This window comes from Dyadobacter diqingensis, assembly GCF_024220585.1.
Classification (GTDB): Bacteria; Bacteroidota; Bacteroidia; order Cytophagales; family Spirosomataceae; genus Dyadobacter; species Dyadobacter diqingensis.
Genome location: NZ_JAMXKF010000004.1, coordinates 376,464 through 395,082, shown reverse-complemented (window position 1 = coordinate 395,082; position 18,619 = coordinate 376,464). Strand labels below are relative to the sequence as shown.

The following is an 18,619-nucleotide window of genomic DNA, read 5'->3' as shown; positions in this document are numbered from 1 at the left end:
ACGAAACCGAGGATAAGCCAACGCGCCATCGCCCGGAACATTATCGGACATTAACTCAAAAGTAGATCAGACAGACGGCCATATCAATGTCCAATTTCCATAAAGCAATGTACAAATTGATTCACACACCTTAACCCTTTGCACTACCTGCTTTCAGCAATTCTTCCCTTATTCTTTTCGCAACAATTTTGTCTTCACCCGGTTGAAGCATCCAGGCCGTTACCCTGATCAGATTGGCGCCTTTTAATGTCTCAGCGATTGCCGGATCAACCGAATCAGAGCCTGCCTGGTAATGATACAACGGTAAACCACCGAACCCTGCTTCGATGGAAGGACTTCCAAACCGAAGATGATCACGCAGTTCTTTTCCTGTCAGTTTCACGACATTGTCGTCCCAGGATATTGTAAGTGTTGGTGTTGTATTACCAAGTTCAGGAACTGCAACTTTTGTAGTTATACCAGGAAGGTCTTTCACAGCACCTTCAATCCGTGCAATGCTCGTTTCCCACGATTTCCATTCACGCTCGTGATCCCCCGAAATAAACTTTTCCAGCGCCACATACATCCCGAGTATTTCCTCTTTGTTGACCTTATGTCCCCGGGCTATCGTGAAACCCCTCGGCGGTGCATTTAATCGGGCGGCGGCGATAATATCTCTTTTACCCATCAGAATACCGGCACTTTGCGGCCCACGCATTGCCTTTCCCCCCGAAATAAATACAAGATCAAAACCCATATCATTAAATTTCCAGAGATTTGAAACCGGCGGGACATCAGCGGCAATATCTATTGACGTCGGTATTCCCAATTCTTTGCCCAAAGCGACCCATTCCTCATGTTTAATTTTCCCTTCATTTGCCTGAATGTTCAGAAAATGCAGTAAAGCCGTTTTCTCACTGACTTCTTTGCGAACATCTTCAATTGTTTCGACCTCAATAACCCTGCAACCCGTATTCAAAAAAGCATGATTGTATCTTTCATTGTGTGATTTCTGGCAAATCACTTCTGATTTCATTCCCGTTCCATCCAGATGTGGCAGCTGCTCAACTTTCCGGATATCAAGTCCGGTCAAAATTCCTGCAAGCCCCAAGGTCATCGCTGAAAATGCGCCACAGGATACCATAGCAGCCTCAGCGTGTACAAGTTGTGCAATTTTAGCACCGACTATATCCTGCACTTCGTCAATCATACAAAAATGCCGCGAGGTATTTTCAATCGTTTCCACAACTTCCTCATCCATAATACATCCGGACATATAGGTTAACGTGCCGGCGGCGTTAATAAAAGAACGGATGCCGAGTTCCTGAATGAGGTCACGTTTTTTCCGGGGCAAGGAAAGAGTCTCAGCAGCAGATCGCAATGGCAAAGCGCCAATCAAAGGCAGGGCCGATAGACCTTTTAAAATTTTTCTACGTTTCATGGGTTTAGTTTTATTAAAGATCCAATTTACATAGCTTTCACCAAAATATCGTGTAAACCAGTGCTCATTGGCACGTTTTTGTAAGCTTAGAAAAGAAGCAATTCCATTTTCAAATAATACTCACGATAAACGATATTAAGATGACAAAGAAATTATTTATCCTCCTGATGGGTATAAGTCTGGCATCCTGCGATATCATTTGCCCGCCAGAAGAAGACAAAAGGGAATCCGCTGATTCCACCGTCAGCAAAAACCGACAGGTTCCTATTTTTAAATAAAATACACCGAGTTGGTTTCTGAGCCATGACAGCTCACCCATTACAATGCGATAAGGCGCTGGCACAAAGTTTGTTGCTTTGAGGGTAACAATTTAAATGTGCAGGTTATGGGTCTTGTAGAGTATAAGAAAAAGCGGTCGTTCAGTAACACACCGGAGCCTGAGGCAGGAAAACCGTCGGAAACCCAGCTCAGATTTGTTATCCAGAAACATCATGCCTCCCGTTTGCATTATGACTTCCGGCTGGAAATGGATGGTGTTTTAAAAAGCTGGGCAGTTCCAAAAGGCCCTTCGACAGATCCGTCGGTGAAGCGGCTTGCGATGATGGTAGAAGATCATCCTTATGACTACAAAGATTTTGAGGGAATTATCCCGAAGGGAAATTATGGAGCTGGCACGGTGATCGTCTGGGATGAAGGCACGTATGAGCCTTTGGAAATAACAAAAGGCAAAAAGGTGCAGGAAAAGTTATTACTAAAAGAACTAAAATCTGGCTCCCTGAAATTCAGACTTAATGGAACCAAACTGCAAGGCGAATTTGCTTTGGTGAAAACCAAGGGCATGGAAGATAACGCCTGGCTTTTGATTAAACACAGAGACGAATTTGCCTCGACTACCGACATTACAAAAAAAGATAAGTCTGTCATTTCTGACAAGACGCTGGAAGCGGTGAAAACAGCACCCGACCAGATTTATGGCCGCCCCATCATCCAACCTGGCAGCACCGTAAAAGATGAAAAAACCGCTGAGAAAAATCAGGCTAAAAAACAGATAGAAAAGCAGATTGGAGAAGATACCGGGATAAAAGAGGTTAAGAAACTGAATGTCCCGGCGGTTTTAAAAAAAGCTCCCACGCAAAAATTCGATGCAGATATTCAACCCATGCTTGCAACTCTTGTCGACAAGCCTTTTGATGATCCCGGTTGGGAATATGAAATAAAATGGGATGGCTACCGGGCACTCGCCTTTATAAGCAAAGGGAAAGCAGATCTAAGATCCCGGAACAAAAAATCATTCAACGATAAGTTTTACCCGGTTTACTCTGCGGTATCCGACTGGAAAGTGAATGCCATTGTTGACGGCGAAATCGTTGTCGTAAATGACGAAGGAATATCGGATTTCGGCTCGCTGCAAAACTGGCGAAGCGAGGCCGACGGTGACCTGCTGTTTTACGTTTTTGATATTCTCTGGTTGGATGGCAAAGACCTCACTCATCTCCCACTTTCTCAGCGAAAAGCAATTTTACAAACTATTTTGCCGCCAGCCGGACTGATCCGAAGCGGATATAGCGTGGCGGCTGACGGAATGGCTTTCTTTGATGCGGCGAAAGAACTGGGTCTGGAAGGAATTATTGCGAAACGTTCAGACAGTGCCTATTTTCCGCGAACAAGGTCAAAAGACTGGTTGAAAATTAAGATCAGCAAGCGTCAGGAGGTGGTTATTGCCGGATATACCAAAAACGCCGGGTCGTCCAAACAGTTCAGCTCACTTTTACTTGGCGTATACGACGACGGTCAATTTATATACGTCGGGAAAGTCGGGACGGGTTTTAAGGACCAGCAGCAAACAGAAATGCTGGAACTATTCAAACCATTGATAACCAAAGAAAGTCCATTTCCGGAAACTCCCGATTACAATAAACCCACACGGTTCAGACCAAATCCACCAAAAGCGAAGGCTACCTGGCTGAAACCGGCAATGGTTTGTGAAGTGAGTTTTACAGAAGTAACCAGCGACGGCGTTTTCCGACACCCTTCGTTTGAAGGCCTGAGAGACGATAAAAATGCAAAAGACGTGACCCGCGAGACGAAACAAACGGTTGAAAAAGTCGTGGAGAAGACAGAACAGGTAATTCCTATCGGAGTTCCGGAAAAAGGAAACCGTAAGTCGCTTCTTAATCCAACAGACGAAACGCAGGTTAGAAAAGTCGATGGTAACGAATTAAAATTCACCAACCTCGGAAAGATTTTCTGGCCCAAAGAGAAGATTACAAAACGTGATCTAATAAATTATTACTATCAGATTGCGCCATTTATCCTGCCCTATTTAAAGGACAGACCGATGTCTCTAAACAGGTTCCCCAATGGTATTGAGGGTAAAAGTTTTTACCAAAAAGATGTTACAGGAAAGTCGCCGGACTGGATTCAGACATTTCCATATAGTACCGAAAACGAAGTGGACAAAAATTATATGGTTGCTACGAATGAAGCCAGCCTGCTCTATATGGCAAATCTCGGCTGTATCGAAATAAACCCGTGGAATAGCCGGATTACATCGGCTGATTATCCCGACTGGTGTATTCTTGATCTTGATCCGGATGAGGGAAACACTTTTGAACAGGTCATCCTGACCGCTCAGGCCATAAAAAAAATACTAGATTCAATCGGTATACCCTGTTACTGTAAAACCTCCGGTTCCACAGGCATCCACATCTATATCCCGTTGGGTGCAAGATATACTTACGACCAATGCCAGTTATTTGCCAAATGGATCGCCATGCAGGCGCAGGAAGAGTTGCCTGAATTTACCAGCATAGAGCGGATGACGCGAAACAGGAAGGGTAAGTTATACATCGACTATTTGCAAAACAGAGCCAAAGCCACCCTTGCCGCACCGTATTCGGTAAGACCTAAACCCGGTGCAACTGTATCGATGCCGTTACATTGGGAGGAAGTCAAAAAAGGCCTGCAACTGAAAGATTTCACAATTTTTAACGCTTTACAGAGACTGCAGGCAGAGGGGGATCTTTTTAGGCCGGTTTTAGAAAAAGGAATTGATCTGATGAAAACACTGGACGATATTTTGTAAAAAAAATGAACTAACAATCAGCGGTTAAAGTCATTTACATTAAACAACTCTAACCGCTAATTATATAGGTCATTCACTATCCGGAATGATGCCAATTGCGTCAATTTCTATTGAATAACCATAATGCAGCTCAGGAACAGGTACGATAGCGCGCGCGGGTCTGGCTGTCTCCATCATTTCAGCATATACCTGATTAAATAATGGCCAGTTCTTTACATCGACGATGTAAACAGTGACTTTGAGCAAATGAGATGGTCCGGAACCTGCCGCCCTCAGGATGGCAAACAAATTATCCAACGCTTGTCGTGCCTGGACTTCGAACGGTTCGTCGTTATTATGGCTTCCGTCGATGTTGACGGGCAACTGGCCCGAAACATAAATCAGGCCATTATACGTGGTTGCCTGCACATAATGTCCGCCAGCCCTCGCAGCATTCTCAGTTGCTATAATTCCTATCGATTTTTCCATTTAACAGATTGTCGTGATAATGCATGATTTTCTACGAATACACTGCTAAATGTACAAATCAATTTTGTGGTTTTACCACGCAAGCACCTTACCATCCCGGAAAAAACCACCGCTCGGACCGTCATCGGGTATGGTTATGCCCCAAACAATGCCAGCCGCTCCCTCTTCTACCGGCCTTGCCCCCATTTCCTTCGTTTCGGCGTACGTTGCCGTGAAATCCGGACAAACCGCATTGACCAGAATATTATGCCGTTTTAACTCCAATGCTGCTTTCATCGTCAGACCGTTTAGCAAAAGTTTGGAAAGACTATAAACCGGAATAAAATCCATTGGCGGTTTGAGCAAACCAAAAGCATCATCATGATATGATCCCATACCACTCGACACGTTGACTACCCTTGGACTTTTACTTTTTTTCAGCAAAGGAATCATTGCCTTCATCATGCGCCAAACCGATATCACATTGGTTTCCAGTTCACTGTTGACAGCACCTAAATCTCCGCCGGTTATTGTGAGATTTTCAAGTGACATAATCGCTGCATTATTGATCAGCCCATCCAGTTTGCCATATTTTTCATCGATCATGACAGCCGCTTCGGCAACCTGCTGATCGCTGTCTACATCTAAAACATAGGGAATAACATCAAGATTTTGCTGCTGAAGCTTTGCAGCCAGGGCATTAATCCGGTCTTCATTTCTTGCGGTAATAATTACGGTGTAACCTTCAACTGCCAACTGCCTGGCTGTTTCAAAACCCAATCCTTCTTCACGGCCTGCGCCGGTGATCAGTACTACTTTTTTGTTTGTCATTTTTACTTTCTGTTTTTTGAACAAACATAAAGAAGTAACTTCGCTGATGATAGTACTGTTTAAATTGTTAACTACTAACAAAAAAGTAAGAAATGCGAAAAACGAACTCTACCAATACCATCAATAGCCAAAACCTGAACGAGAGCTGCGGCACAGCCAATGCACTAAGCCTGATTGGAGGCCGTTGGAAACTCACCATCATATGGAGATTGGCAAACGGGAAGATGCGATACGGAGCGCTGAGAGACAGCATCCCTCTCATTTCCGAAAGGATGTTGGTCCAGCAGTTAAGAGAACTGGAAAGAGATGGTTTGGTGACGCGTATCGTGTACCCGCAAGTACCGCCGCGGGTCGAGTATGAGGTAACCGAGAATAGCCTGGAGCTTATCCCGATCATTCAATCGTTGTCGGAATGGGGCGAAAAACAATTGGTAAATCTTTAAGCACCATACTTTTATTACAAATCAGCAAAATCAATTTCTCCGTAGATTTGATTCTCCTTGTTCTGGCAATAGACATGCCACCACTCGCTCATAACCTGAATAACAGGAATGAGAGTTTTTCCCAGCTCCGTTAGCTTATATTCCACCCTTGGAGGAGATTCCGCATATGCCTTTCGGCAAATAATCCCGTCACGTTCCAACTCGCGCAACTGAGTTGTTAAGGTCGTCTGCGTTACATCCTCCATCTTTCGTTTTAATTCTCCAAATCTCGCAGGACATTCATCACGGATCGCGGCGAGCAGCAAAATCTTCCATTTCCCTCCAATAACTTTGAACATTCCCGTGACAGGAGAATTATTTTCAGTCAAACCCAAATTTTCTTCTTCTCCAACTGCCTGATTCTCTTTATTAGTACTGTTTCCCATACCTGGTATCGTTTTACAAACTACTTGTGAAAGCCGTGTCCCGCCTTCACCTTTGACTCATAAATGTAGTCAAAACCTGATAAAATAATGCGTAGTATTTCCTCAAAATGGTCGTCACTCTGGATTGTTTCCACGGCCGTTTTTCTTTCTGTTATCGACATATTTATTGTAAACGTGGCCATTCCGTCTATCCAAACGGGGATTGACGGAAGCGACGGAGATGTACAGCTGGTCATTGCCCTGTATCTTCTCGGTTACGCGGCTTTTCTGATCACGGGCGGAAAAGCGGGTGATTTTTTAGGCCGAAAGAAAGTTTTCATTACCGGTACTTTACTTTTTACATTGAGCTCTGTGTTATGCGGATTTTCACAAACGGCATCCCAGCTCATTATCAGTCGCCTCGTTCAGGGAATCAGTGCAGCATTTATGGTGCCGCAAAGTGTTGCCTATATCCAGGTGTTATTTCCCGGTCATAAAGAACGTGTTAAAGCATTGGGAATTTACGGTAGCATCGCTGGCAGCGCTTCCGTGATCGGCCAATTGCTGGGAGGCATTTTACCGGATACCACTTTTATTTCCGAGGGCTGGCGGTTGATTTTTTTAATTAACCTTCCCATTGGTTTGGTCTCGGCAATTTTGGCATACAGATATTTACCAGAGCAAAAGTCACAAAAAGCCGCTAAGTTTGACTTTACCGGTGTTATGCTATTGTCTCTTACACTCATATGCCACATATTTCCCGTCATTCAGGGACGGGAACTCGGTTGGCCTGCATGGAGTGTAGCTTTACTTGCCTTGTCCTTCGTATTATTCATTCTGTTAATCCTCCATCAGAAACTTAAAACGAAAAGAAACGAAGAGCCCTTGATCAGCCTGAAACTGTTCTCTTACAAAGACTTTAACCTCGGTCTCTGTGCCTCGCTTTTTTACTTCATGGTTCAGGATACCTATTTTCTAATCAACACCATACTTCTTCAAAGTGGATTCGCAGTCAGTTCGTCCAAAACGGGTGTATTCTTTGTTTTCCAGGGACTGGGTTATGTTCTAGCCTCCGTCATGGCCATTCGTTTTATCCCACGTTTTGGCAAGTTGGTTCTGATTGCCGGCGTGTTCGTGATGATTTTTTCACTGATCCTGCACATTATTGCCTTCAATAATTCATCCACAAACCATTATCTAATCCTGTCAATTCTATTCCTGTATGGAATGGGCTGCGGGTCCGTATTGCCGTCTCTCCTTACTTTCACACTAAAAAGTATCCCTCCTAAACTTGCAGGCGCAGCGTCCGGTACTTACGCTACTTTCCAGCAAACGGCGATTGCACTTGGAATTGGAATTATAGGCGGTGTATTTTTTAGTTTGTCAGGTAAAGCAGACCATTCGGTTTACTATTTTACCGCCTACCGCACCGCCACAATTATCAATATTTTTCTCCTTCTACTCGTCGCCATGTCGTTATATTTGTTACCAGACAAATCCTCAGACATATTTGAAAAGGAGAGGCCTGATACATATCTAAAACACAACATATCAAACACTTAGAAAGGAAAAATACTAACCCCATGAACAAATAGGGTAAAACCTAACAGCGTTAAATAAAATATCATCACAATAGCTGTCTGTTTCAATCCAGATTTTCCTTCCCATCCAGATACTCCCAGTTGACAATGATGTCTTCCGGATATATGTTGCCGGGATCCTCAGGTCCTTCGTCGCCCAATGATTCAACAAATGCATTCAATCCCTTTTTGTAAACACCTTCCCTGCTAACGCCACTTTTGTCGGTAAATAAAACAGCAGAAAGGTTCGATGGCAATACCTTGTTATCCATAATAATTAAAATCTAAGTGGTTTAAAATCAATAGTTAATCGTCACCATATTAAAGTGGTTTCCGGAAAAGACGCCCGGTTGATCGACAGAATCATCAGTTATAATTTTTAACGTTAAGTTTGTAATTTCACAGGCATCAAAAATTGTACCGGAGCGTAAAAACCGGAAGTAAGTTATCCTGTAAATGAAATGATATGTTGCGACAACGCACCATTGCGTGCGGTTGTGAACGCTGAACTTTTCCTGAAAAAGCTCTCCCCGATTCGCAGAGCTGGTTTTGGGCTTTGGCAAAACATTTGCTAATCCTGATTTAGATCCATCATCAATAGTCATACTTACAACCCAAATCTGATGAAGAAATTTATACTACTTACCGGTCTGTTTTTATCTTTTCAATGGCTTCCGGTCAATGCGCAGAAATTAATTTCCAACAACCCATATCTCAATCAAAGGCCCCCAGGATTACAGGCACAAATTTTCGCGCCGGAGATTGTTTCATTAAAGGATCGCTATGAATACGGTTCGGTGTTTTCTTCGGATGGGAAGGACTTTTACTATGCTGCGATCGTCAATAAAAAACCTCAGATTCACCTGATTCAATTGCTGAAAGACGGCTGGACTAAGCCGACAGCTGTGATCGCCAGCGATAAATATGAATACAATGACCCGTTTCTTTCGCCCGACCAAAGCAAACTGTTCTTCATTTCGGATCAGGCGGCGGATGGACAGGGCCCAGTAAAAGATTTCGATATATGGTATTTGCAAAGAGAAAAAGGCGGCTGGTCAAAACCGATAAACGCCGGCACATCGATTAACACCTCAAAAAATGAATATTACATGTCGTTCACGTCCAATGGAACGATGTATTTTTCATCCAATGGGCTGACGAATCAGGCTAATGACAAAAATTTCGACATTTTCTCTTCAAAATTCTCCAATGGAAAATTTCAACCTTCTGAAAAATTAACCAGGGCGGTAAATTCGGAATTTTATGAGGCTGACGTATTTATTTCGCCAAACGACCAATACATTATTTTTTGTGGAGAAAGGCCGGACGGTTTCGGAAAAGGCGATTTATTCATCAGCTTTAAAGATGAGCAGGGTAAATGGCAAAAAGCGAAAAATATGGGTAATCTTGTGAACACTGATGGTTATGAATTTTGCCCATTTGTTTCTTCTGATGGCAAATATCTGTTTTTTAGCCGTGATGGCGATATCTTTTGGATAAGCGCTGATGTTATTAAAACCTTGAAATGATTCGCAGCAGTAATAAACATCCCTTTTCGTTTGACATCAAATTGACTTTCAAACAGCAGGCCATCCAACATCAGGGTTCTGAAATCAGAAATAAGGTGTGCACGGCATTTTTATACTTTGGCAAAATTCCCCTCATCTTTTTGATCGTTAAAACAGGAGCATTAACGGCAAAAGCATTGACGATATAGGCAGGAATAATCCCGCCCGGATCGACCTGCAAAGTATATTCTATCTTAACGCACTCTTTTCCCAAAGGTGTTAAGACCCAGGTCCCCACTGAATGATTTACCCTGACAATTCCCGCCCTTTCAGCCACCACACCGGGAACAGCCGGCGTATTGATCGTGACAATTTTGGTGACCGGATCCTGAAAAATTTTCATATGTGTAACAAAGTCACGGTTACTCAGCGGCCAGGGCAAAGCGACCTCGGTGTAATAATATAGTTCGGAGGCTGACACTTTCTTCAAAAGTGAACATGATTTCGTATGGCATATCCACTGCCTGGCGGCTTCCACATCCAGCAGCAACGCCACTAGCTGGGCCAGATTAGCTTTAATTTCACATGTTGTTTTCAACGCTTTTATCCTCGAATCCATCACGGTTTTACTAAACACCTGGATGCCGTCTTCATGGGCCACGAGCTTCCAGTTCGGCTGGCCGGATACCAAACCAAACTGGAAAAAGAAAAGCAAAAAAAGGATTACCCTAAAAATCAGGATTTTAGTTGGGCAATACGACTGTTTCTCCATCCGGGCGGCAAACCAGAGAAACATACTCTTTGTTAACTACTGTTTTATATTTTTTCATGGCTATTGTTTTTATTGGCACAAAAGTCAGCGATAACAATCTCACGGTCAACACGGAATTATCTGAATTGCTGCAAATGGTATGTCAAGTGCGGTTTCCTTGATGGGAATTGAAATGACACTGGACTACCGGATTTATCCAAATTGGAGGATTTTCCTTTGATGTTAAAACATGAGATTTGACAGGTTACTTAATCTCAAACCTTTCCATTCTTCGCCATGCTCCCTTACAATGACCTTCTGCTGTTTTCTCTCGCCGCCCTCGGACTGGTACTCACGCCAGGCCCGAATATGTTATACCTCATTTCACGGTCTCTCACGCAGGGGAAAAAGGCGGGCATGTTATCACTGACCGGTATTTTGGCAGGATTTCTGGTTCACATCATTCTTGTATCTTTTGGACTGACCGCTGTTTTTATGGCTATACCGATGGCCTATCAAGTGATTAAATGGCTGGGTGTTGCTTACCTGCTTTATCTGGCCTGGCAGGGCATAAAACCCGATAGTGGCTCTCTTTTTGAACCGAAAAAATTGTCACAGGATGCGCCCCTGAAACTAATTCAAAGGGGTTTTCTGACGAACGTTTTTAATCCCAAAGTAGCCATATTCTACATGTCGTTTTTTCCGCAGTTTACCAGTCCGAAATACGGCTCGCTGGTGATGCAGAATATGCAGCTGGGTTTTACACAGCTAATGATCAGCGGGTTTGTCAATTTTATCATCCTGATATTTGCTGCAAGAATGGCGACCTGGTTTCAAAAACGTCCTTCTTACATTACCATTCAAAAAAGATTTATGTCCGGAATTTTGGCTGGTCTCGCCTTAAAAATGGCCATGGACAAAGGAAAATAAAAGCAGTCCTATTCATATACCGGGTTAGATTCCATGTAAAATTTTTAAATTGCATGTAAAATCTGTCGATTAGCCAATCCTGCAAACCGACGTCATATTCTACCTAAACCGAGTGTATAACAATGAAAAATGTTCTGCTGATTATTTTATTCCCATTGTTTTTTACGGGAATTTTCATGTTTGGTTTCTTACAAAAAGACAAGGAATCAACCGGCAGTATCGATAATATTACAGTTTGTGCGCCTTTTGCAGGAGGAAATATCAGACCATCTGCTTCGGGTAAATTCATTTCACCGCTTCCGGGTTGGGGCACGCATGCCTACAAAATATCCACAGCCAACGACAGCGCCCAGTTTTATTTCAACCAGGGGCTCAACATGTATTACAGCTACCATATGAAAGAATCGCTTGCTTCGTTCAAGGAAGCATCGCGTTTTGATCCGGGATCTGCCATGACGTATTGGGGACAGGCGTTGGCCATGGGGCCGTACTACAACGCGGCGCATTCCTATAAAATGCCGGCCGAAATACATGACGTATTGAAAAATATGAATGAGAAAGCGGGCGTGTCAGATCGGGAAAAAAGTCTGATCAATGTGATGAATTACCGTTATTCCGAAGATGCTGCCGACGCAAACAGAAAAGCGCTGAACCAGACTTATGCCGCCTCAACGCGGGAACTGATTCTGGCGTACCCCGAAGATCTTGATATTAAGGCGTTATATGTCGATGCGGTCATGGTCATTCATGCCTGGGATTTCTGGAATAATGATGGAACACCAAAAGCCTGGACCAATGAGCTCGTGCATTTATGTGAAGAGATATTAAAGAAAAATCCGGATCATCCAGCGGCGTTACACTACCACATTCATCTTACAGAGGCCTCTCGTCATCCGGAAGTTGCATTACCCAATGCAGATAAGTTAAAAGATCTTTTCCCGGGCGTTGCGCACATGGTGCATATGTCGAGCCACGAATATGAGCGCAACGGACTATTCGAAAAAGGTGTGATGGTCAACGATCTGGCCGATCAAAATCTGCTTCATTACGACTCTCTGGCAAAAAATCTTAACCTTGCCAAACACAGTCCGCATTACTTCGCCGTACAAACCTATTGCGCCATGAGCGGCGGAATGTATGAAACGGGGCTTAGAGATGCGATCCGGTGCAGAAAAAGCGTATCGCCGACCTATGAGACCACTTATGACCAGTATCTCTACATGCTGCCTTCCTTAACGCTGGTTCGGCTTGGAAAGTGGGACGAAATTTTGAAAGATGAAAACCAGCCAAACGCCAAATGGACGTATGCACAGCTGCTTCATGATTTTGCGAAAGGCATGGCTTATGTGCAAACCGGACAAATAAAAGTGGCAAAAACGCACCTTGCTTCCATTCAAAAAAACATCAAAGATCCAATTTTAGAAAAGCGGAGAATTCCTTTCAACGCGCCCCTGCCCATCGCCCGGATCGCTGAAAAAATTCTGAACGGTTCGATATTGTTCTCCGAAAAAAAATATAAAAAAGCTATCGCCAGCCTGAATGAAGCAATTAAAATTGAAGACGGCCTGATCTACACAGAGCCAAATGACTGGCCCATTCCGGCACGTCAGTTCCTGGGCGCTTATTATTTAAAAATGGGAAAACCGGCCCTTGCAGAGAAAGTTTATCAGGATGATCTTATCTGGAATCCAGGCAACGGCTGGTCTTATGTGGGGTTACGTCAAATTGCAAAAAAACGCAACAACGCTCAACAAGTAGCTGACTATACGTCAAAATACAAAATCGCCTTTTCCAAAGCAGAAGAAATTCCGACGGGATCTGTTTTTCTCCGTTAAGGCTGTTTTGATCTTCCAACTAAATTGGAGTAAGACTGATCTGACGGTTTGTTAAAACGATTGCCTTGTATTTTGTAACATTTGTTATCGTCCGCCGGTGATGTACAGAACTACTTTTGTACATCACAAAAACGACGAAGTAAAATGAAAGCAGCCATATTGTATGCGCTCGGTAAAGCGCCAAAATTCGGAGAATATCCGGAACCGGAAATCAAAAATGATAATCAGTTAATCCTCAACGTCAAAGCAGCGGCAGTAAAAAATATCGATAAAGGTATCGCAAGCGGCAAACATTATTCAAGTTCAGAAAAACTTACAGAGCCTCAACTCATAGGAATGGAAGCCGTTGGAATGCTGGACGACGGCACCCGGGTTTATGCAGTAGGACGTCAGGGCATGATTGCCGAAAAAGCGCTGATTGACAAAGATAAATTTGTCAGAATACCAGACCAGCTTAATGACCTCACAGCGGCGGCGCTCCCTAATGCAGTCTGGGGATCGGCTCCGGCAATTTTGTTCCGGGCAAATCTGCAACCGGGCGAAACAGTTCTTATCAACGGTGCAACAGGTGTGACGGGGATTGTCGCGGTGCAAATCGCCAAATATTACGGAGCGTCAAAAGTTATTGTCACTGGCCGAAACAGCGAAATGCTAAACAAGCTAATCGAATTTGGCGCCGATGAGGTCATTTCATTAAAACAAGATGACGAACAGATTTTGAAAGATATCAGAGCAATTCACAGTACTTCCCCTATCGACATCGTAATAGACTACCTCTGGGGACATCCGGCAGAGCTTGTTCTCACGGCACTGCAAGGCAAAGGCGAGTTAACGCATCAGGTACGCTTTGTGACCGTTGGAAGTATGGCCGGTGAAAAAATCCAGTTATCATCCGGGATTTTAAGAAGCTCTAACATCCAGATCTCAGGATCCGGCATCGGAAGTCTGCCCAAGGCAGTTATGGGTAAACTTTTCAGCGAAATACTGCCAGAAATGTTCCAGCTCGCCGTCGACGGAAAATTAAAAATTGAAACAGTTTCAGCACCACTACAAGACGTAGAAACCGTTTGGAATATGGATGTCCCCTCCGGTAAAAGACTGGTGATTACCATTTAACTCGTTTACGAAATTTAGAACTTCACTAAAAAGCTGCCATTTATGCCCCTTCTGAAGGACGCATAAATGGCAGCTTTAAAATTTATAGAATAAAGCGTAACACACTTGTTCTCAACTCAAAGCTGATATTTCGTCCGCTTTTTAATTCAGACAAATATCTTTTCCTTTGAGCTCGTATTTCCTGCGGAAAGTGCGTCAATGCTCCATCTGTGATACCCGATGGTAGCCAGGAGAAATGCGGAAGTGAAATCTACAAAAACAGCATAATTTAGCGGTGCTTTAATGCCAAACGAATAAGTCATAGCGAGCGCAAAACCAAGCGTCAGGGCCGCAGAACCCAATGCTGCCAGTCTTATTTTCCATCCAAGAATCAGCATCACAGGCAAAATAATTTCGAGTACCGTCGCCGTTGTTCCTAAAAATAGCGCAAACGAAGGCGGTAAAAAGGAATTGACCTGCTGGTTATACAACACAAAATTCTCCCAGTTACCCCAGCTGACACCCGGGTCACCCGGCTTTCCCCAGAACCCGAAACGGTCTGCCACTGCGGATAAAAAATTTGCGGCCGTTGCCAGGCGCAGCAAAAGCGCGGCGATATGCTGATATTTTGTCATTTAGTGATCAGTTTAAAATATGTTTTAAGCTGGCATCATGCCCGTTGCAATGCCAATACGGTTCCAGGCGTTGATCGTGATGATCGACAGAATAACCTGCGCCAGGTAATTTTCGTCCAGCAAGGCAGCTGCCTCAGCATAGGTTTTATCAGAAACGTGGTTATTGATCAGGGTCACCTCCTCAGTTAATGCCAGTATTACACGCTCCTCCGGCGTAAAAAATGGCGTATCTCTCCATGCATTCAGTGCGTATATGCGCTGTTCGGTTTCACCGGCTTTCCGTGCATCACGGGTATGCATATCGATACAGTAAGCACAGCCATTAATTTGTGATGCGCGGATTTTGATCAGTTCTCTATGTTTGGCGGTCAGCGGCGTACTTTGAATGTACTTTTCCAGTGCCTGAATGGCTTTGTATCCTGTGGGTTCTACTTCTGCGATGTTAATTCTCTTTTCCATGTCTTTGTTTAAGTTTATAATAGGACAAATTTCGGAGTTGATTTGCCAAAAAAACTTAATCAGGATTAAGAAATACATCCAAACAGATAATATTTTATGTTTCTTTCGTACCTCTCAGATATGTAATTTTATGCTCAAACAACTCCGCCATTTTCAGAGCCCTCCATCTCGCCTCTTCCGCCTTCTCTCCCGAAAACAGCTCCTCAATGGTTTGATTGAACAGTTCAAGCCAGGTAGCAAAATGTGAATGGTCCACGGGCAGCATGGCATGATGCGGGAACGGACTCCCGAAATAAGTGTGTTCGCCCAGCAAAACGGTCTGCCAGAATTTGTACATCTTTTGCAGATGCGGGCGCCAGTTTCCCTGAATCCGCTCCTCAAAAACCGGAGCCAGTTTATCGTCCTCCCGTACCTTATCGTAAAAGCTATCGACCAGCAGCTTCACGTCTTCAAGATCCAATATTTCCCGTGTAACTTCCATTGAATTGCCAAATAATATCCCCTAAACACCTGATGGTCCTCTCCCGTTTCAAATATCCCCCCGATGATTATCGGCAAATATAGTGAAGACAATAACAATAAAAGAGTTTTTAGTCTTTTATTTCACGGGACACACAAAATATACATCTTCCAGGATATCTCATTAAATCATTTTTGCGCGGATTTTGCTTAAAAACTCCGGCGTAAACCCAAGATAGGACGCCAGCATATATTGCGGGATTCGCTGAACAAATTGGGGAAACAAACCGTAAAAATGACGATAACGATCTTCGGGAGTCAGGTCATAAATGTATTGGAGCCGCATCAATGAGGCGGAATGATATTTTTGTAAGATCAATCTGAAATACCTTTCAATTTTGGGTACCCCGTCAAAAAGGTCGTACTGCGAGCTGCTTTCAATGTAAGCCACCTCGGTTTCTTCAATCGCCTGGATAAAAAAGCCGGAAGGAATTTTCTGTTCAAAGCTTGTATAATCAGTCATCCACCAGTTTTCAATGGCAAACTGAATAATTTGTTTATTCCCATTATCCTTCACAAAATACAGCCTCAGGCACCCCTTTAAAATGAAATAATTACCATGACAAACCTGCCCCTCTTCCAGTAAAAACCCGTTCTTTTTTAAATGCTTGTATTTCAGATATGAAACGAATATTTCCTGCTCGTCTTCGCTTAGACTAACGAACCTGGCGATGTGGTCTGTTAAATTTTTGAACATTATGTTTTGCTGGCTTTCTGAAAATCAAATAACGGGTTTTTCAAGTATAAATAACATCTGTCAAAAGACTTATTTTCTGTCGGCCCGGCATATACCAAACATTTGATTGGCGAAAAAAATTTTATTGATCGTTATAACTACCTTGCTGTTAAGAAATTATATCTGTCTTTCAAAAAATTGAATAATAAAAGACAAATACATCTTTTATTATTCAATTTTACCACTACCTTTGTTCCGTCACCCGGTTAAGTTATTTTTCAAAAAACGGATTTACAGCATAAAAAGACTTCAATACGTTTCTGCTTTTTGAAAGTAATGCCGGTTTACCCAATGAATTCTTTTTGTTTATACATTAAAAAGATAAAAAGGTATTTATATATTTTAATAAAACTAATTATGGTTATCAAAGAGGTGTTATCGCAATTAGAAACAGCCAATCACCCGGTGCTTAAAATTATCCGCTCAAATGAACATTTCAAGACCATCGTGATCGGAATGAAAAAGGGAATGATCCTGAAAGAACATAAAACAGTTGTCCCTACCCGACTTTTAGTAAATGAAGGTTCGGTGATTTATAAAGAAAATGAAAAGTTAACGGTCGTTTATAAGCATGAGGACATTGAAATCCCGGTGAATATTCTCCATTCGCTGGAAGCCAGTGAAGATAGTTTGTGCTTTCTGATCATGGGTTAAGAGATCAGATCACCTCCGCAAAATCAAATAATTAACATCAAAACAGAATTAAGAATGATAACGCAAGATCAAAAAGACCTTATCAAAGCCACGGTACCGGTTTTGAAAGAAAACGGAGTATTGTTGACCACGCACTTTTACAAACGGATGTTTGCCCATAATCCGGAACTGAAAAACGTTTTCAACATGGGCAACCAGCAGAACGGCCGACAGCAAACAGCACTGGCGATGGCAGTATTGGCATATGCTGAGAATATCGAAAATCCAGCGGTGCTAATGCCTGTGGTGGATGGCATCGGGCAGAAACATGTGAGTCTAGATATACGACCGGAGCATTACATCATCGTTGGCGAGCATCTTTTAGCGTCAATTTCGGAGGTGCTTGGAGCAGCCGCCACACCGGAAATTATCGATGCCTGGGGAGTTGCCTATACCCAGCTGGCGCAGATCATGTCGGGGCATGAAACACATCTTTACAACAAACAAGTGCAAAAGAAAGGCGGATGGACCGGATGGCGCCCGTTTATTGTGAAGGAGAAAATTGCCGAATCCACCGAGATCACTTCGTTCCACCTATACCCTTCTGACGGAGGTCCGGTAGCCAGTTTTCTGCCCGGTCAATTCATCAGCGTACGTCTTTTTCTACCAGAACTTAATCTCCTGCAACCACGTCAGTATAGCATTTCCAGCGCGCCAAATGGATTGTATTACCGGATTTCCGTCAAAAAAGAAACTTCCGGAAATCTGAATCCGGACGGAATGATCAGCAACCGGCTGCATGATTTTGTGAATCAGGGAGACCTAATCGATGTTTCAGCGCCGACCGGAAGCTTTACGTTAAAAACTGAAAATGATCATCCGGTTGTCTTCATCAGTGGTGGTGTGGGGCAAACACCGCTGATCAGTATGCTCGAGGAACTGATCAGAAGTGGCAGTAAAAAACCAAAAACATGGATTCACGGGTGTCGCGACAAAAATGTTCATGCCTTTAAAGATGTTATTGAATATTGGGCAGGTGAGAAAAAAGCCATCAACAAGCACATATTCTACAATGAAATTGGTGATGAAACGACCAACGAGGATTTGTATGAGGGCTGGGTAGATTTAAATGTGCTGGGAAATGAGCTGATCGCGCCGAATACAGAATATTACATCTGTGGCCCCGCCCCTTTTATCAGCAAACATTATAAAGAACTGGTTAACAAGGGAATTAGCAAAGACTTCATCCATTTTGAAGAGTTTGGTCCGCAAACGCTCAATCTGAATTAGGGTGGAAACCTCCCGCTC

20 protein-coding genes are annotated in these 18,619 nt (G+C 43.3%); 10 read left to right on the top strand and 10 right to left on the bottom strand.

Annotated elements, in window-relative coordinates; genetic code table 11:
• Positions 1-130: 130 nt before the first annotated feature.
• A complete protein-coding gene (locus tag M1L62_RS13955) occupies positions 131-1,420 on the bottom strand; it encodes a selenocysteine synthase (protein WP_254560200.1) in 1,290 nt (429 codons plus the stop codon).
• 140 nt (positions 1,421-1,560) lie between these two features.
• On the opposite strand from M1L62_RS13955, the gene M1L62_RS13950 reads away from it, so the two are divergent.
• Positions 1,561-1,698, top strand: coding sequence for a hypothetical protein (locus M1L62_RS13950; RefSeq protein ID WP_254560199.1), 138 nt, complete (start codon positions 1,561-1,563; stop codon positions 1,696-1,698).
• Positions 1,699-1,805: 107 nt separating this feature from the next.
• Positions 1,806-4,505, top strand: coding sequence for a DNA ligase D (ligD, locus tag M1L62_RS13945; protein ID WP_254560198.1), 2,700 nt, complete (start codon positions 1,806-1,808; stop codon positions 4,503-4,505).
• Between the two features lie 69 nt (positions 4,506-4,574).
• On the opposite strand, the gene M1L62_RS13940 is transcribed toward ligD, so the two are convergent.
• Together M1L62_RS13940 and M1L62_RS13935 are read right to left on the bottom strand one after the other, a co-directional pair.
• A complete protein-coding gene (locus M1L62_RS13940; RefSeq protein ID WP_254560197.1) occupies positions 4,575-4,973 on the bottom strand; it encodes a RidA family protein in 399 nt (132 codons plus the stop codon).
• Between the two features lie 72 nt (positions 4,974-5,045).
• Positions 5,046-5,783, bottom strand: a complete 738-nt coding sequence (locus tag M1L62_RS13935; protein WP_254560196.1) for an SDR family NAD(P)-dependent oxidoreductase — start codon at positions 5,781-5,783, stop codon at positions 5,046-5,048.
• Positions 5,784-5,875: 92 nt separating this feature from the next.
• Here M1L62_RS13935 and M1L62_RS13930 point away from each other — a divergent pair, with 92 nt between their 5' ends.
• On the top strand, positions 5,876-6,226 hold the full coding sequence (locus M1L62_RS13930; RefSeq protein WP_254560195.1) for a winged helix-turn-helix transcriptional regulator: 351 nt from the start codon (positions 5,876-5,878) through the stop codon (positions 6,224-6,226).
• A gap of 14 nt (positions 6,227-6,240) precedes the next feature.
• Here M1L62_RS13930 and M1L62_RS13925 read toward each other — a convergent pair whose 3' ends face one another.
• Positions 6,241-6,651: a winged helix-turn-helix transcriptional regulator gene (locus M1L62_RS13925; protein ID WP_305882366.1), complete on the bottom strand. Its 411-nt coding sequence runs from the start codon at positions 6,649-6,651 to the stop codon at positions 6,241-6,243.
• A gap of 87 nt (positions 6,652-6,738) precedes the next feature.
• Between M1L62_RS13925 and M1L62_RS13920 the strand changes: the two genes are divergently transcribed.
• Positions 6,739-8,193, top strand: coding sequence for an MFS transporter (locus M1L62_RS13920; protein WP_254560194.1), 1,455 nt, complete (start codon positions 6,739-6,741; stop codon positions 8,191-8,193).
• An 82-nt stretch (positions 8,194-8,275) separates the two neighbouring features.
• Here M1L62_RS13920 and M1L62_RS13915 read toward each other — a convergent pair whose 3' ends face one another.
• Complete coding sequence (locus tag M1L62_RS13915) at positions 8,276-8,482, bottom strand: hypothetical protein (RefSeq protein WP_254560193.1); 207 nt, start codon at positions 8,480-8,482, stop codon at positions 8,276-8,278.
• 351 nt (positions 8,483-8,833) lie between these two features.
• On the opposite strand from M1L62_RS13915, the gene M1L62_RS13910 reads away from it, so the two are divergent.
• Positions 8,834-9,739 (top strand): TolB-like translocation protein, encoded by a 906-nt coding sequence (locus tag M1L62_RS13910; protein ID WP_254560192.1) that lies wholly within the window; start codon positions 8,834-8,836, stop codon positions 9,737-9,739.
• A 70-nt stretch (positions 9,740-9,809) separates the two neighbouring features.
• Here M1L62_RS13910 and M1L62_RS13905 read toward each other — a convergent pair whose 3' ends face one another.
• Complete coding sequence (locus tag M1L62_RS13905; RefSeq protein WP_254560191.1) at positions 9,810-10,514, bottom strand: START domain-containing protein; 705 nt, start codon at positions 10,512-10,514, stop codon at positions 9,810-9,812.
• A 252-nt stretch (positions 10,515-10,766) separates the two neighbouring features.
• Here M1L62_RS13905 and M1L62_RS13900 point away from each other — a divergent pair, with 252 nt between their 5' ends.
• From M1L62_RS13900 to M1L62_RS13885, 3 genes are all read left to right on the top strand, one after another.
• Positions 10,767-11,399, top strand: a complete 633-nt coding sequence (locus M1L62_RS13900) for a LysE family translocator (protein WP_254560190.1) — start codon at positions 10,767-10,769, stop codon at positions 11,397-11,399.
• 122 nt (positions 11,400-11,521) lie between these two features.
• Complete coding sequence (locus M1L62_RS13895) at positions 11,522-13,234, top strand: tetratricopeptide repeat protein (RefSeq protein WP_254560189.1); 1,713 nt, start codon at positions 11,522-11,524, stop codon at positions 13,232-13,234.
• A 144-nt stretch (positions 13,235-13,378) separates the two neighbouring features.
• A complete protein-coding gene (locus tag M1L62_RS13885) occupies positions 13,379-14,350 on the top strand; it encodes a quinone oxidoreductase family protein (protein WP_305882365.1) in 972 nt (323 codons plus the stop codon).
• A gap of 146 nt (positions 14,351-14,496) precedes the next feature.
• Here M1L62_RS13885 and M1L62_RS13880 read toward each other — a convergent pair whose 3' ends face one another.
• The 4 genes from M1L62_RS13880 to M1L62_RS13865 all read right to left on the bottom strand — a co-directional run bounded on the left by M1L62_RS13880 (position 14,497) and on the right by M1L62_RS13865 (position 16,639).
• Complete coding sequence (locus tag M1L62_RS13880) at positions 14,497-14,964, bottom strand: DoxX family protein (RefSeq protein ID WP_254560188.1); 468 nt, start codon at positions 14,962-14,964, stop codon at positions 14,497-14,499.
• 24 nt (positions 14,965-14,988) lie between these two features.
• The gene (locus M1L62_RS13875; protein ID WP_254560187.1) at positions 14,989-15,423 is read right to left on the bottom strand and encodes a carboxymuconolactone decarboxylase family protein; all 435 of its coding nucleotides are present in this window, start codon (positions 15,421-15,423) and stop codon (positions 14,989-14,991) included.
• A 94-nt stretch (positions 15,424-15,517) separates the two neighbouring features.
• Positions 15,518-15,904, bottom strand: coding sequence for a group III truncated hemoglobin (locus M1L62_RS13870; RefSeq protein ID WP_254560186.1), 387 nt, complete (start codon positions 15,902-15,904; stop codon positions 15,518-15,520).
• 162 nt (positions 15,905-16,066) lie between these two features.
• Positions 16,067-16,639 (bottom strand): Crp/Fnr family transcriptional regulator, encoded by a 573-nt coding sequence (locus tag M1L62_RS13865; protein ID WP_254560185.1) that lies wholly within the window; start codon positions 16,637-16,639, stop codon positions 16,067-16,069.
• A gap of 396 nt (positions 16,640-17,035) precedes the next feature.
• Here M1L62_RS13865 and M1L62_RS13860 point away from each other — a divergent pair, with 396 nt between their 5' ends.
• Entirely contained in the window at positions 17,036-17,332 is a 297-nt protein-coding gene (locus M1L62_RS13860) for a hypothetical protein (RefSeq protein WP_254560184.1), read from the top strand.
• 54 nt (positions 17,333-17,386) lie between these two features.
• Positions 17,387-18,601, top strand: coding sequence for an NO-inducible flavohemoprotein (hmpA, locus tag M1L62_RS13855; RefSeq protein ID WP_254560183.1), 1,215 nt, complete (start codon positions 17,387-17,389; stop codon positions 18,599-18,601).
• Positions 18,602-18,619 lie beyond the last annotated feature (18 nt).

Coding starts and splice junctions, on each gene's coding strand:
- M1L62_RS13955 (WP_254560200.1), bottom strand. CDS start 1,420: ATGAAACGTAGAAAAATTTTAAAAGGTCTATCGGCCCTGCCTTTGATT.
- M1L62_RS13950 (WP_254560199.1), top strand. CDS start 1,561: ATGACAAAGAAATTATTTATCCTCCTGATGGGTATAAGTCTGGCATCC.
- ligD (WP_254560198.1), top strand. CDS start 1,806: ATGGGTCTTGTAGAGTATAAGAAAAAGCGGTCGTTCAGTAACACACCG.
- M1L62_RS13940 (WP_254560197.1), bottom strand. CDS start 4,973: ATGGAAAAATCGATAGGAATTATAGCAACTGAGAATGCTGCGAGGGCT.
- M1L62_RS13935 (WP_254560196.1), bottom strand. CDS start 5,783: ATGACAAACAAAAAAGTAGTACTGATCACCGGCGCAGGCCGTGAAGAA.
- M1L62_RS13930 (WP_254560195.1), top strand. CDS start 5,876: ATGCGAAAAACGAACTCTACCAATACCATCAATAGCCAAAACCTGAAC.
- M1L62_RS13925 (WP_305882366.1), bottom strand. CDS start 6,651: ATGGGAAACAGTACTAATAAAGAGAATCAGGCAGTTGGAGAAGAAGAA.
- M1L62_RS13920 (WP_254560194.1), top strand. CDS start 6,739: ATGCGTAGTATTTCCTCAAAATGGTCGTCACTCTGGATTGTTTCCACG.
- M1L62_RS13915 (WP_254560193.1), bottom strand. CDS start 8,482: ATGGATAACAAGGTATTGCCATCGAACCTTTCTGCTGTTTTATTTACC.
- M1L62_RS13910 (WP_254560192.1), top strand. CDS start 8,834: ATGAAGAAATTTATACTACTTACCGGTCTGTTTTTATCTTTTCAATGG.
- M1L62_RS13905 (WP_254560191.1), bottom strand. CDS start 10,514: ATGTTTCTCTGGTTTGCCGCCCGGATGGAGAAACAGTCGTATTGCCCA.
- M1L62_RS13900 (WP_254560190.1), top strand. CDS start 10,767: ATGCTCCCTTACAATGACCTTCTGCTGTTTTCTCTCGCCGCCCTCGGA.
- M1L62_RS13895 (WP_254560189.1), top strand. CDS start 11,522: ATGAAAAATGTTCTGCTGATTATTTTATTCCCATTGTTTTTTACGGGA.
- M1L62_RS13885 (WP_305882365.1), top strand. CDS start 13,379: ATGAAAGCAGCCATATTGTATGCGCTCGGTAAAGCGCCAAAATTCGGA.
- M1L62_RS13880 (WP_254560188.1), bottom strand. CDS start 14,964: ATGACAAAATATCAGCATATCGCCGCGCTTTTGCTGCGCCTGGCAACG.
- M1L62_RS13875 (WP_254560187.1), bottom strand. CDS start 15,423: ATGGAAAAGAGAATTAACATCGCAGAAGTAGAACCCACAGGATACAAA.
- M1L62_RS13870 (WP_254560186.1), bottom strand. CDS start 15,904: ATGGAAGTTACACGGGAAATATTGGATCTTGAAGACGTGAAGCTGCTG.
- M1L62_RS13865 (WP_254560185.1), bottom strand. CDS start 16,639: ATGTTCAAAAATTTAACAGACCACATCGCCAGGTTCGTTAGTCTAAGC.
- M1L62_RS13860 (WP_254560184.1), top strand. CDS start 17,036: ATGGTTATCAAAGAGGTGTTATCGCAATTAGAAACAGCCAATCACCCG.
- hmpA (WP_254560183.1), top strand. CDS start 17,387: ATGATAACGCAAGATCAAAAAGACCTTATCAAAGCCACGGTACCGGTT.